Origin of the sequence: Klebsiella scottii (assembly GCF_036561945.1) — a bacterium.
GTDB classification, from domain to species: domain Bacteria; phylum Pseudomonadota; class Gammaproteobacteria; order Enterobacterales; family Enterobacteriaceae; genus Klebsiella; species Klebsiella scottii.
In genome coordinates, this window is sequence record NZ_JARXNI010000020.1 from 1556160 (window position 1) to 1569854 (window position 13695).

Consider the following 13695-nt stretch of genomic DNA (forward strand, 5'->3'; position numbering starts at 1 on the left):
GATAATTCCCAAAAGTAAAAGTGCTGCATAGGGTTAATCGGATGAGGGCCCGTAAAGGGGAACCGATGAGGCGAATTTATTTGTTATTTATCGCGCGGGGCGACCGTCAGCCACCATGAGAAGCGGCGGTTGAGCTGCACAGGCAGCGCGTTGGTGAGCATATCCAGCGCCATATCGGTATCGTGCAGCGGGAACGTACCGGTAACGGTCAGCGCTGACACGGCCGGATCGCATCCCAGATAGCCGCGGCGATATGCCGACAGCCGTTCGATAAACTCACCGAGGGGAAGATTATCGGCCTGTAGCAACCCGAGCGGCCAGGCAGGCTCCGCATTGCGCAACGGCGAAACCGGGCCAAAGGCATCCCGCCGGAAGGTCATCGCCTGACCGGCCTGCACGATCGGTGCGTCGCTGATAGCCGCCGGGGAGACTTCCACCGCCCCCTGATACACCTGCAACACGGTGGTATCGCCGAGCGCCTGCACGCTGAAACGCGTGCCGAGGGCGCGCATTTTGCCCTGCGCGGTGACGATGGTCAGCGGGCGGCGCGGATCGGCGGCGGTTTCGATCATCACCCGGCCGTTCAGCAGCTGCAGCGCGCGCTGCGTCGGGGAGTAATCGACGTTCAGCGCGCTGTCGGTGTCAAGCCAGATCCGCGAGCCATCAGCCAGCGTGAACGACGTTATTTCGCCGTGGGGGCTGTGATAATCGGCGTGCCATGCCAGTACCTGATTGCGCAGCGGCGTATGACGCCAGCTGCCCCAGGCGAGCAGGGTGCCGACGGAAATCCAGGCCGCCATTTTCAGCACCTGGCGCCGCCCGGCGCTGTGCGTTCGCTGGGTCAGCGCGGTGAGCGCCGCCGCTTGTCGCTCACCGTTTTCCCGCAGCGGCGAAAAGCGCTGGCTGATGTTCAACACGTACTGCCACGCCAGCTGATTCTCCTGACTCTCGTCAAGCCAGCGTTGCAGTGCGGCGGGATATGTCTGCGGCGACGAGATGTCCTGGACTTCGGCGTACCAGTTTGCCGCCTGCTGCAACGCGGCGAAGCCGGGCTTATTGCTCATCGTATCTGCCCGCGGCGGGGGGTAATGCATCGAGATACTCGATTTCAAGGCTCAGGCAGTGGAGCATGGCCTGAGCCATATACTTCTTCACCATGCGCTCGGAGACGGCGAGTTCGGCGGCGATGTTCGCGTAAGTCAGGCCACCGATCTGCGACATCAAAAACGCCGCGCGGACTTTCTCCGGCAGCGCCTGCAGCATGGCATCCACCTGAAACAGGGTTTCCAGGACGATCGCGCAGTGTTCCGCTGAAACCGCGGTGGACAGCGGCTGCGCCGCTAATGTTTCCAGCCAGACGCGCTCAATTTCTTTTCTGCGCCACAGGTCGATACACATGCCATGAGCCATCGAACCGAGGTAGGCGCGCGCGCCGGCAAGAGTGTCAAAGCTTCGCGGTTTTATCAGCAACCGCAGGAATACGTCTTGCGCGAGGTCGGCGGCATCGCTGGCATTCCCAAGGCGTCGTCTGAGCAACTTTTGAAGCCAGTTATTATGCTCGGAGAACAGCAGCACCATATTTTCAGCTGAACTAAAACCAGGAGATGACATGTCGCTCTAACCGCCAGAGGAGGGTAAGTTAAGAAATATTTAGACATAAAAATTTACATGAGAATGATTTTCATTTCAACATTAGATACTAAAAAATTACCATCAGCGCATTACGCATAAAAGGGTTGTCCCCCGGAAAGGGGCCTGCTTCGGGGTAAACGCTCTCTCCGGTAATGGTCCGGTAAATTCTGCAACGGTAAAGAAAGCAGTCATCTCCGCAATTAAATATAGTGAAATTCATCCGGTAGCGGATAATTTAATGGGATGAAAACATTCCCCACCCACGCGCGAAAAAAATAACAGGCGGATTGACGGTAAAGCTGTTAATAAATTAGTCAGGTAGTGAACGGCTTGCACCGAAAGTAACCTGCGGTATGGTGCAAGGTTAATCTCAGGCTACGTCAGATAAAAGAAAGGCAATGTCTCATTTTGGTGCTTTCCGGTATCGGTGATGCATCATGATGATCCGTGACCCATTGCGGGGGGCGCTCATTCATTCGGATATCTTATTGATAGTTAATGAATAAATTAATGGCATGCTTTGTGCTTATATCTATACACCAGCGTAAAAATCGAAAGGTATACACAGGTAAACTCAGGAACCAGCGACGATAATCTGCAGCTTGCATTATATCAGTACCGATACGACAGGCCGGCAAAGAATTTTCAATGCGGTCATTATTTAACTCGCAACCGATTTAATGTTCACGTTGACGATGATTTTCAAGGGGGCGTCCGGTACATAATATAATCCGCATTGATAAACCCAAAGTTCATGCAGAGATAACGGCATTTATTATGCTGGAATTGATTTGTGCTGCAAAAATAATACCTCCTTTGTTTTGCGAAACGAAAGGCAAGAGGCTTAGTTCTGTGAAAGTAAAGCATATACTGCCCCGATCGGCGGTTTGATAAGGATACAATGCTGATGCATAAACTCATAAAAAACTACGAAGCCGACATTTATTTCGACGAGCTAATTGACCACGAGGGCAACCCCCGCCTTTCCGCACAGCGCCTGATTCAATGCCTTGATTCTCTCCCGCCGGACGAACTGGAAAAACGTCGCCTGACCGCAGAGGCGACGGTGCAGGAAATGGGAATTAGTTTTACGGTATATACCGACAAAGGAAATATCGACAGGACCTGGCCATTCGATATTATTCCTCGCACCATCGATGCCAAAGACTGGGCGATAGCGGAGACCGGCCTGAAGCAGCGACTTACCGCCCTGAACCGTTTTATCGAAGACCTGTATCATGAGCAACGCTGCATCAAAGATGGCATAATTCCTGAATATATTATTAAGGAATCAAAAAATTTCCGCCCTGAGTGTATAGGTATGTCGCCTCCCTATGGCGTATGGGCTCATATCTGCGGCACCGATTTAGTGCGTGATGAAACGGGGCAGTTCTACGTACTGGAAGATAATCTCCGGGTACCATCCGGCGTCTCCTATATGCTGGAAAACCGCGCGATTACCAAGCGTGTTCTGCCTGAATTGTTTGAAAGTGACGATATCAAGCCGATTGACGCCTATCCTGCACAACTGCTGGAAACCCTGACAGCCCTGTCGCCCCGGCAGGTTGCGCGCCCGGAAATCGTGGTGCTGACGCCGGGGATCTATAATTCCGCCTATTTCGAACACGCTTTCCTTGCCCAGCAGATGGGGGTGGAGCTTGTGGAAGGCGCCGATCTGTTTGTCGGCAGCGACGACTGCGTTTATACCAAAACGATCTACGGCCCGGAACGGGTGGACGTCATTTACCGGCGTATTGACGATCTATTTCTCGATCCGGAAGTCTTTCATCCTGAATCCGTACTCGGGGTTCCCGGCCTGATGCGGGCGTGGAAAGCCGGAAACGTCGCGCTGGCCAATGCGCCAGGGGCAGGGGTTGCGGATGATAAAGTCGTCTATGCGTACGTTCCGGCGCTGATTCGCTACTATCTGGACGAAGAGCCGATTCTGCCTAACGTCAAAACCTACCTCTGTCAGAATGATGACGAGCGCGATTATGTCCTCCAAAATCTGGACAAGCTGGTGGTGAAACCGGCCAACGAATCTGGCGGTTACGGCATGCTGGTGGGTCCGCATTCGACCAAAAAAGAGCAGCAGCTGTTTGCCGAACTGATACAGGCTAATCCGCGTAATTATATCGCTCAACCGACGCTGAAACTGTCCACCGCGCCGGCACTCATCGCTAAAGATTCTCTGGAGCCACGGCACCTTGATTTGCGCCCTTTTATTTTACAGAGCAAAGAGACGTACGTGACGACCGGAGGGTTAACGCGGGTTGCGATGAAAAAGGGCTCATTAGTGGTTAATTCATCGCAGGGCGGCGGGAGTAAGGATACCTGGATCGTGGAGAGCAAGAGATAATGAACATGCTATCAAGAGTTGCCGCGCGTCTTTACTGGAGCGCGCGTTATCTGGAGCGAGTGGAAAATATCGCGCGGTTAGTCAGCGTGTACGACGATCTGCTATACGATCTGCCACGGGATATTGCCGTTTCCTGGTATAACCTGATTGAAATTAACAGCGGGGTGGAGCTGTTTAGCCAGCGCTATAAAATTAAAGACGAACGCAATGTTCTGAAGTTTTTGCTGGCTGACGATACCAATCCCGATTCTTTACTTTCGTCATTAAAAATGGTCCGTGAAAATATCCGTACCAGCCGTGATGTTGTGCCGGGAGAGATGTGGGAACTGATTAATGAACTGGATTTATACGCGAGGCAAAACATCCGCCTGGGTATTAACCGCTCTGAGCGGCATACGTATATTAATACCGTCATTGAAGGGTGCCAAAAAATTAGCGGCCTGCTTACCGGTTCTATGAGCCGCGATGCCGGCTGGCATTTTCTGAACATGGGGCGCTATCTGGAGCGCGCTGATATGAATACGCGCATTCTTGACGCGGCTAATTCGCTGATGATGCAGGCTCGCGAGGAGGAGAGCGTCAAGCTTGGGCAGGTAGTGTGGTCTAAAGTGCTGAAGTCGCAAAGCGCCTATCTAAGCTTTCGCCGGGTTATGCGCTGCTCGATTAAAGGCTCCCTGGCGGTCACTCTGCTGCTCACAGATGCTCATTTCCCCCGTTCGCAGCGCTATTGCCTGGAACAGATCAAGCTCGCCGCCGCTGAGCTGCCGCGGGCGGCGGTCGTTTCGGCGCACATCGATAGTCTGTTGCTTGCTACCCGAGGCGTCGATAATTCTCACGATCTGAATCAGGAATTTAGCCACTATTTAAATGAAATCCAGCTCAGCCTGATTGCGCTACATCATTTGATTACCGATAACTGGTTTCATTTCCTGCAAGGAGATGCTGCATGACTATCCGGGTTGCGATACAGCATAAAACTATCTATGAGTTCGATCGTGTTATTAACGTGGCGCCACATATTTTACGACTGCGGCCGGCCCCTCATTCACGCACGCATATTCATGGCTACTCCCTGAAAGTGACGCCGGAAAGTCACTTTATTAACTGGCAGCAGGACCCTTTCGGCAACTATCAGGCGCGGCTGGTTTTCCCTGAAAAAATGAACCGGCTGGAGTTTGAGGTGGAGGTGATTGCGGATATGACCGTGATCAACCCGTTTGACTTCTTTATTGAAGAGTATGCCGAGAATTTTCCATTTGTTTACGATGCCTTACTGCACGAAGAGCTTACGCCCTATCTGAAGACGTCTGAGCAGAGTCCTGAGCTGGAAGAGTGGCTGGCAACCGTTGAACGCAAAGAAAAGATGCCCATCGTGCCTTTTCTGGTGCAGTTAAATAGCCGCATGGCGAACGAAATTGACTACGGCATTCGCCTGGAGCCCGGCGTACAGAGTTGTCAGGAAACGCTGACGTTGAAAAAAGGCTCCTGCAGGGACACCTCCTGGCTGCTGGTACAGATACTCCGGAATTTGGGCCTCGCGGCTCGCTTTGCCTCGGGTTATCTGGTGCAGCTGGCCGCCGATGTAAAAGCGATCGACGGTCCGTCTGGCCCGGAGCAGGATTTCACCGATCTGCACGCCTGGTGTGAAGTCTATCTGCCCGGTGCCGGGTGGGTGGGGCTCGACCCGACGAGTGGTTTGTTCGCGGGGGAAGGGCATATTCCTTTAGCCTGCACGGCAGACCCGCTCTCTGCCGCGCCGATTACTGGCGGAACCGACCCGTGCGAATGCGAGTTCAGCTACTCGAATATTGTTACGCGAATTCATGAAGACCCGCGGGTCACGCGCCCTTACAGCGAAGAAGAGTGGCTTAATATCAACGCCCTGGGACGCGCCGTTGATGCCGACCTGCAATCTGGCGATGTGCGCCTGACGATGGGGGGCGAGCCGACATTTGTCTCTACCACCGATATGGATTCCGCGCAGTGGAATACAGAGGCGCTGGGTAAGGATAAGCTACGGCTGGCCAAAGACCTGTTACTACGGCTAAAAGCGCAGTTCGGTCACAATGGTTTACTGCATTATGGTCAGGGTAAGTGGTATCCGGGCGAGGAAGTACCGCGCTGGGCGCTGGGCTGCTTCTGGCGCACCGATGGCGAAGCCCTGTGGCGCGATCCGTCGCTGTTTGCCCGCATCGATCGGGATTATGGGCATAGCGTCGAAGATGCCGAACGCTTTGGACAGGCGCTCTGTCGGCAATTAGGCGTTGCGCCAACCTACCTGCAGCCGGCTTATGAAGATTCACTCTACTATCTGTGGCTGGAGCGCTCGCTGCCGGAAGAGGTTGATCCGAGAACGGCGAATCTGACCGATGACCTTGAACGGCGGAGGCTGGCCAGTTTACTCAGCCGCGGTATGGAAAACGCAGCGGGCTATATCCTGCCTGTCGAATTTGATGGCATACGGTGGCAAAGTAGCCGCTGGTCAATGCGCGCCGGGCTTATTACGCTGATCCCCGGCGATAGCGCGATGGGTTATCGTCTGCCGCTGAATGCGCTGCCTCCGCTAGCCGAAGATGAGTTCGCCGCCGAACGCGATCCTTTTGAACCGCGTGAACCGCTGCCTGTCTTTACTCCGGATAAATATACGCCAACGACTATCGCCCGGCAGGCGGTGCAACAACAACAGCCGGCACGAAATCGGCGCAAAAGTGTGATCCGCACCGCCCTGTGTCTTGAGCCGCGCGATGGCAAGCTACATCTGTTCCTGCCGCCGGTAACCCACCTGGAGCATTATGTTGCGCTGATTCATGCCGTCGAGGCGGCGGCCGGCGAGCTGCAATTGCCCGTGGTGATTGAAGGCTATGAACCGCCAAAAGATCATCGCTTGCAGAAGCTGCTGTTGACCCCGGACCCGGGCGTGATTGAGGTCAATATTCACCCGGCCAGCCGCTGGGATGAGTTGGTCCATAATATTGAAACCCTCTATGAACAGGCGCACCAGGCTCGGCTGGGGGCAGAGAAGTTTATGATCGATGGGCGGCATACCGGAACCGGGGGAGGCAACCACGTTACCCTGGGCGGAATCACACCTGCTGACAGTCCTCTACTGCGGCGTCCCGATCTCCTGCGTAGCCTGGTGACATACTGGCAGCACCATCCGGGGCTTTCCTACTTATTCTCAGGAATGTTTATTGGCCCAACCAGTCAGGCTCCGCGCCCGGATGAAGGTCGGGATGAAGCCCTGTATGAAATGGAGATAGCCTTCCAGAACATGCCGGAAGGGCTGGTTGATACCCCGTGGCTGGTGGACAGGCTGATGCGCAACCTGCTGGTGGATATCACCGGCAATACCCATCGCTCCGAATTTTGTATCGACAAACTCTACGCGGCGGGCAGCAGCAGCGGGCGTCTGGGGCTGCTGGAGTTTCGCGGCTTCGAAATGTCTCCTCACGCGCGCATGTCGCTGGTGCAGCTGCTGCTGCTCCGTTGTCTGGTGGCGCGTTTCTGGAAAACACCCTATCACAAGCCGCTGGTCCGCTGGGGGACACAGCTGCACGATAAATTTATGCTGCCGCATTTCGTCTGGCAGGACGTTAAAGAAGTGGTGGATGACCTGCAACAACATGGCTACCCGTTCAAGCTGGCCTGGCTGCTGCCGTTCGAGGAGTTTCGCTTCCCGCACTATGGCCGTCAGCAAATTGATGATATTGAGCTGGAGCTTCGCTGGGCGATCGAACCGTGGCATGTACTGGGCGAGGAAGTCACTCAGTCCGGGACCTCTCGCTATGTTGATTCCTCCGTCGAGCGCATGCAGGTGCGCCTGTCCGGTTTGACTGAAGGACGCTATGTGCTGGCGTGCAACGGCCGCCGCGTACCGCTGCGAGCGACCGGCAAAAAAGGGGAGATGGTAGGGGCGGTGCGCTATCGAGCCTGGGCGCCGCCATCGGCGCTGCATCCGACTCTTGGGGTGAATACCCCCCTGGTGTTTGACCTGATTGATACCTGGAACGGTCTTTCCATTGGCGGCTGCAGCTATCGCGTCAGCCACCCTGGCGGACGTCACTATGAGACGCTACCGGTCAACAGCAATGAAGCTGAGGCGAGGCGCGTCAATCGATTCTGGGATCATGGCTTCACCCAAGGCGTCCTGACCCCTCCACCGGCATTTAGCGCGTTAAGGACATTCTATGAGCATGAGCAGGTTCCACGCCCTATGGCTCCGCCGGAAGAAGAGCCCGGCGACGAATACCCGCATACTTTGGATCTTCGCAGGAAGTATACTAGGATTTAGCTTTGAGCCGGGTAATCAGAATACATGACAGCTTCTTTTTCTGAATCAATCACGCCGGCCTGTGAGCCGGCGTCTTTCTCTGTCGATCTCTCTGCGACAGACGTTTATAACGAAGCTTGCGATCCGGCGAACATCATCCGCCCGCAATGGACTGAGGTCATGAACAGCGTCAGCGAGATGGGCGTGGACGGGATGGAAAACCGTCTTCGTCAGGCCAGGCGTATTTTGCGCGATGATGGCGCAACCTATAACCTCAATGGCGATCCGCTGTCGCCGAACGTCTGGTCGCTGGATATCATTCCAAATCTGCTGGCGGAAGACGAGTGGTTAACCGTTGAACGCGGGCTGGCGCAGCGTTCGCTGCTTTTCGACCTGATGCTTAAGGATTTCTACGGCGAACAGCGGCTGCTGAAAGAGGGAATTGTCCCGTCAGAAATCGTGTTCTCTCACCCAGGCTTCCTGCGTCAGTGCCACGGTATACGTCTGCCGGGGGCGCACAATCTAATCTTCCACGCTGTCGATTTAGTTCGCAGCGGCGATGGACAGTTTGTGGCTATTGGCGATCGCACCCAGGCGCCGAGCGGCACCGGTTATGTTCTGGAAAACAGAATCGCAGTTTCTCGCGTGCTGCCGTCGCTGTTTCGCAACAGCAACGTCCGGCGGCTTTCCGGCTTCTTTCATGCACTACGGCATACGTTAGCCAGCCTCGCCAGCCACAAAACCGATACCCCGCGGATCGTGGTGCTGACGCCCGGTGCGTACAGCAGCACCTATTTTGAGCATGCTTACCTCGCGAACTATCTCGGTTTTCAGCTGGTACAGGGAGGCGATCTGACCGTGCGTAACGGCAGGGTATGGTTGAAATCCCTTAATGGCCTGTCGGAAGTCGATGTGATTTTGCGCCGTATGGATGATGCTTATTGCGACCAAACGGAACTACGCTCCGACTCACGACTGGGCGTGCCGGGACTGCTGGAAGTAGTACGCAGCGGTAATGTCGTGCTGGCAAACCCTCTGGGCTCGGGGGTTCTTGAAGCGCCGGCGTTACTGGCGTTTCTCGCAGAAATTAGTCAGTGTTTGCTTGGCGAACCGCTATTGATCCCGACGGTTAAGACCTGGTGGTGCGGCCGCGCTGAGGATCGCGATTTTGTGATCCGTAACCTTGAGCATCTGATAATCAAACCGTCCTGGCGTAGTTTTGATAGCAAAAGCATTTACGGCCATAGCCTGGATGACAGCAATCGGACGCTCATTATTCAGCAAATCATAGCCAACCCGCACAACTACGTGGCTCAGGTATATGTACCGGGCTCGCGCGTACCGGTCTGGGATAAGCAACAAATTGAGTATCGCCCCGGTATTTTCCGCGCGTTTACCGTTGCCGCCCCGGAGGGCTACTGCGTAATGCCCGGAACGCTATCACGGGTGGCTGAGTCCGCTGATGAATTTATTGTCAGCGATTTATCCGGCGCCCGCAGCAAAGATACGTGGATACTGGGGGAAAAACCCGACATCGCGCAGCAGCCGCTGACGGATTCCATTCCTCGTGATGAGGGAAATCTGCCCAGCCGCGTTATAGAGAACCTGTTCTGGTTTGGCCGCTATGCGGAACGCGCTGAAATGAGCCTGCGCGTGATTCGTACTCTTTTCAAACAACTTAACGGAGTTGAGTTGTTTATGCCTGAAAGCCGCGAAGTCCTGCTGGGGGCATTATTCTCGCTCACCGGCACGTTACCTGAAAGAGACGCCATCGGCGACCAGAGTCATGAGCTTTCTTCGCTGGTTTGCGATGGTCAACGCGTCGGGTCCATTAAATTTAATATCCAAAGCATGCTGACATGCGGCGAGCAGGTAAAAGAGATGCTCTCGGCCGATACCCGAATTATTCTCAATGAGTTACGCGATTGCATCCGGACGGTGGAGGTGGCGTATCAGGATGGGCTTCCGGAACTGCCGGAAGAGTCACTGGATAACCTGGTCACCTCTTTACTGGCATTGTCCGGGCTAAATCATGAGAGCATGCTGCGCGGAATGGACTGGCGTTTTCAGGAGATTGGCCGCCGCGCCGAACGGGCGCGTCTAACCGCCATTTTGCTAAAACACACGTTGACCCGCGCTCTTCCTGGCCTGCAGCAACAGCAAATTTTAGAATCGGTACTGATGAGCGTGGAGGCATTGATCTCTTTCCGTCGCCGCTATCGAGGACGAATGAACATCATTTCCGGTCTGGATTTATTGATGCTGGACGGTAGCAACCCGCGTTCATTGATTTATCAGATCGATCGGCTGCGCAAATATCTGCTCGATCTGCCGCGACAGGAGGGTCAGACTTCCAGCCTGACGTCCGACATGCGTCCGATAATGAAATCACTGACTGATATTCAACTGGCCGAGCTGGACATGCTGGCGCAGGTCGATGAACAAACGGAGCTGCGGGGACAACTGGATGCGCTCATGACGCAGATAATCAGCCAGCTGGAGCAATTCACGACCTTGCTGAGCGACAAGTATTTCGATCACGCAGATGGACCGCAGCAGTTGATTAACGCGCAATGGAAGACCGACTTATGAAATATCGGGTACGTCATCTTACGGAGTACCAGTACAATTCCCCCGTGACGTTATGCTACAACATGACGCATCTTCTGCCGCGCGATACGGCTAATCAACGCTGTTTGCTACGCCGAATTACAGTCACCCCGATGCCCGTTTATCAGAGCGAGGGGAGTGATTATTTCGGCAATCTGACGTTTTATTTCTCGATTCAGGTTCCGCACGATACGCTAACCATTGAGATGGAAAGCTACTTTGATATCGACGAAACAAACCACGCCGACCTGCTATATAACCACCCGCTGACCTGCGGAGAGTATCGTCGATTGCTGCATGAGTCTGGGACACCGGAGCTGCGGATGGCGAAAGAGTATGTGCTGGATTCCGAACTAATCCTCCGTTCCGAACGGCTGGCCAGCTATGCTGCCGATATTTTTCACGATAATGCCGGGGTAATTCAGGCGGCGATGGACTTTACGCATCGTATTTTTACGGAGTTCACTTTCGACCCGGTTGCGACCAGCGTCACTACGCCACCCGAGCAGGTGTTGCAGGAAAAGCGCGGCGTCTGTCAGGATTTCGCGCATCTGGCGATCGCCTGCCTGCGTTCCGTCGGGTTACCCGCGCGTTATATCAGCGGTTATATTGAAACGCTGCCGCCTGAGGGGCAGGAAAAATTAGCGGGGGCCGATGCGTCGCATGCGTGGTTTGCTATTTTTATCCCCGATTTAGGCTGGCTGGAATTTGATCCCACCAATGACCTCATGCCGCAGGGGCAGCACATCGTGACGGCATGGGGGAGAGATTACGCCGATGTCACCCCGTTACAGGGGGTTATTTTCGATGGTGGAGCAACGCTCGCCCTGCAGGTGGCGGTAGATGTGCAGCGCGAGTGCTCCCCTGATTGATCGTGATGCGATAAACGAACGCTTAAATACCCTCTCAACCTCGGCTGAGGGGTATTTAAGCTTGCGGCGTTCCTTGAGCGTTTAGTGAATAACCTGCGACAGAAACGCGCGGGTACGCTCTGATTTTGGATGGGCGAAAAACTCCTGCGGCGGGGCCTGTTCTACGATTTCGCCGCGGTCCATAAAGATAACCCGGTCAGCCACCGTGCGCGCAAAGCCCATTTCATGGGTGACGCAGAGCATCGTCATACCATCTTCCGCCAGGCCAATCATGGTATCGAGCACCTCTTTTACCATCTCCGGGTCCAGCGCCGAAGTGGGTTCATCAAACAGCATGATTTTGGGTTTCATGCACAGTGAACGGGCAATGGCCACGCGCTGCTGCTGACCACCGGACAGCTGTCCCGGGAATTTATGCGCATGTTCAGCAATACGTACTCGCTGCAGATAGTGCATTGCCAGCGCTTCCGCTTCCTTCACTGGCATCTTACGCACCCAGGTCGGCGCCAACGTACAGTTCTGTAAAACGGTCAGGTGAGGGAAAAGATTAAAGTGTTGAAATACCATGCCGACTTCAGTTCGCACGCGTTCTATATTGCGAACATCATCGTTGAGATGAATACCGTCAACGACGATACGCCCCTGCTGGTGTTCTTCCAGGTGGTTGATGCAACGAATCGTGGTCGATTTACCCGAGCCTGAGGGCCCGCAGAGAACAATACGTTCGCGGGGCTTCACCTGCAGGTTAATATCTTTCAATACGTGGAACTGACCGTACCATTTGTTCACATTTTCGAGCGAAATCATCATTGCGTCAGCAGAATTAGTCATCGTGTGTGTCATGTAAAACCTCAGTGCGATTTACGCCCGGTGTGAAAGCGCTTTTCCAGATACTGGCTGTAGCGCGACATGCTAAAACAGAAAATCCAGTAGACGAGAGCGGCAAAAACGTAGCCCTCTGTCGACATGCCAAGCCAGGTGGGGTCAACCGTCGCCTGTTGTACGCTACTGAAAAGATCGAACAGGCCGATGATGATCACCAGGCTGGTGTCTTTAAACAAAGCGATGATGGTGTTGACCAGGCCGGGGATGGTGAGCTTGAGCGCCTGGGGAAGAATGACCAGAAACTGTGTTTTCCAGTAGCCCAGCGCCAGCGATTCAGCCGCTTCATATTGCCCTTTGGGCAGCGCCTGCAATCCACCGCGCACCACTTCCGCGATATAGGCCGACTGGAACAGAATAACCCCGACCAGCGCACGCACCAGCTTATCGATAGTGGTTCCTTCGGCCATAAACAGCGGCAGCATCACCGATGACATAAACAGCACGGTAATCAGCGGCACGCCTCGCCAGAACTCGATAAAAATCACCGACAGAGTGCGAACGACCGGCATCGTTGAGCGGCGTCCCAGCGCCAGCAAAATCCCCAACGGCAACGCCCCGGCAATCCCGACGGAGGCGATAATCAGCGTCAGCGTCAGACCTCCCCACTGGCGGGTCTCGACGCGTTCGAGGCCCAAAAAACCGCCGTACATCAGGACCCAGACGATGATGGGATAGGCCACCGCCCAACAGGCGATATAGCGGCCTCGGCGCGGCATTGATTTGATAAACATCGGGATGATGGACAGCAGACCAATCACCAGCGCGAGGTTGATACGCCAGCGGAGTTCATGCGGATAGAGCCCATACATGAACTGGCCAAAGCGCGCATGGATAAACACCCAGCAGGCGCCTTCTTTGGTACAGTCGGCGCGGGTTGTACCCAGCCAGTTTGCCTTGAAGACCAGCCAGTTCAGCGCCGGGGGGATCACGGTCCAGATAATCCACAGACACAGCAGCGTCAGCAGCGTATTGAACCAGCTGGAGAACAGATGTTTACGTGCCCAGGCCCAGGCTTTACTCGCCGGGTTTGCTGGTGCCGGGGGTGTTTCATGTGTGGTAACAGACAT

At 54.7% G+C, this 13695-nt stretch carries 9 protein-coding genes; 5 read left to right on the top strand and 4 right to left on the bottom strand.

The features are described from left to right. Positions 1-83: 83 nt before the first annotated feature. Positions 84-1064 carry a FecR domain-containing protein gene (locus tag QFI97_RS15045; RefSeq protein ID WP_095103501.1) on the bottom strand — a complete coding sequence of 327 codons (981 nt, stop codon included), beginning with the start codon at positions 1062-1064 and terminating at the stop codon, positions 84-86. Beyond that, positions 1054-1578, bottom strand: a complete 525-nt coding sequence (locus QFI97_RS15050; RefSeq protein WP_095103502.1) for a sigma-70 family RNA polymerase sigma factor — start codon at positions 1576-1578, stop codon at positions 1054-1056. The genes QFI97_RS15045 and QFI97_RS15050 overlap by 11 nt, the downstream gene beginning before the upstream one ends. 961 nt (positions 1579-2539) lie before the next feature. Here QFI97_RS15050 and QFI97_RS15055 point away from each other — a divergent pair. The 5 genes from QFI97_RS15055 (at position 2540) to QFI97_RS15075 (ending at position 11743) form a co-directional block, all read left to right on the top strand. Beyond that, entirely contained in the window at positions 2540-3991 is a 1452-nt protein-coding gene (locus tag QFI97_RS15055; RefSeq protein ID WP_095103588.1) for a circularly permuted type 2 ATP-grasp protein, read from the top strand. Then, positions 3991-4941, top strand: a complete 951-nt coding sequence (locus QFI97_RS15060; protein ID WP_223261808.1) for an alpha-E domain-containing protein — start codon at positions 3991-3993, stop codon at positions 4939-4941. Before QFI97_RS15055 ends, QFI97_RS15060 begins: the two co-directional genes overlap by 1 nt. Further along, positions 4938-8282, top strand: coding sequence for a transglutaminase family protein (locus tag QFI97_RS15065; protein WP_346431479.1), 3345 nt, complete (start codon positions 4938-4940; stop codon positions 8280-8282). Before QFI97_RS15060 ends, QFI97_RS15065 begins: the two co-directional genes overlap by 4 nt. 159 nt (positions 8283-8441) lie before the next feature. Further along, positions 8442-10853 (top strand): circularly permuted type 2 ATP-grasp protein, encoded by a 2412-nt coding sequence (locus QFI97_RS15070; protein ID WP_346431480.1) that lies wholly within the window; start codon positions 8442-8444, stop codon positions 10851-10853. Continuing rightward, positions 10850-11743: a transglutaminase family protein gene (locus QFI97_RS15075; protein ID WP_346431481.1), complete on the top strand. Its 894-nt coding sequence runs from the start codon at positions 10850-10852 to the stop codon at positions 11741-11743. Before QFI97_RS15070 ends, QFI97_RS15075 begins: the two co-directional genes overlap by 4 nt. 81 nt (positions 11744-11824) lie before the next feature. Here QFI97_RS15075 and QFI97_RS15080 read toward each other — a convergent pair whose 3' ends face one another. Both QFI97_RS15080 and QFI97_RS15085 read right to left on the bottom strand, forming a co-directional pair. Then, the gene (locus tag QFI97_RS15080) at positions 11825-12586 is read right to left on the bottom strand and encodes an amino acid ABC transporter ATP-binding protein (RefSeq protein ID WP_095103507.1); all 762 of its coding nucleotides are present in this window, start codon (positions 12584-12586) and stop codon (positions 11825-11827) included. 8 nt (positions 12587-12594) lie between these two features. Beyond that, a complete protein-coding gene (locus QFI97_RS15085) occupies positions 12595-13695 on the bottom strand; it encodes an amino acid ABC transporter permease (RefSeq protein WP_095103509.1) in 1101 nt (366 codons plus the stop codon).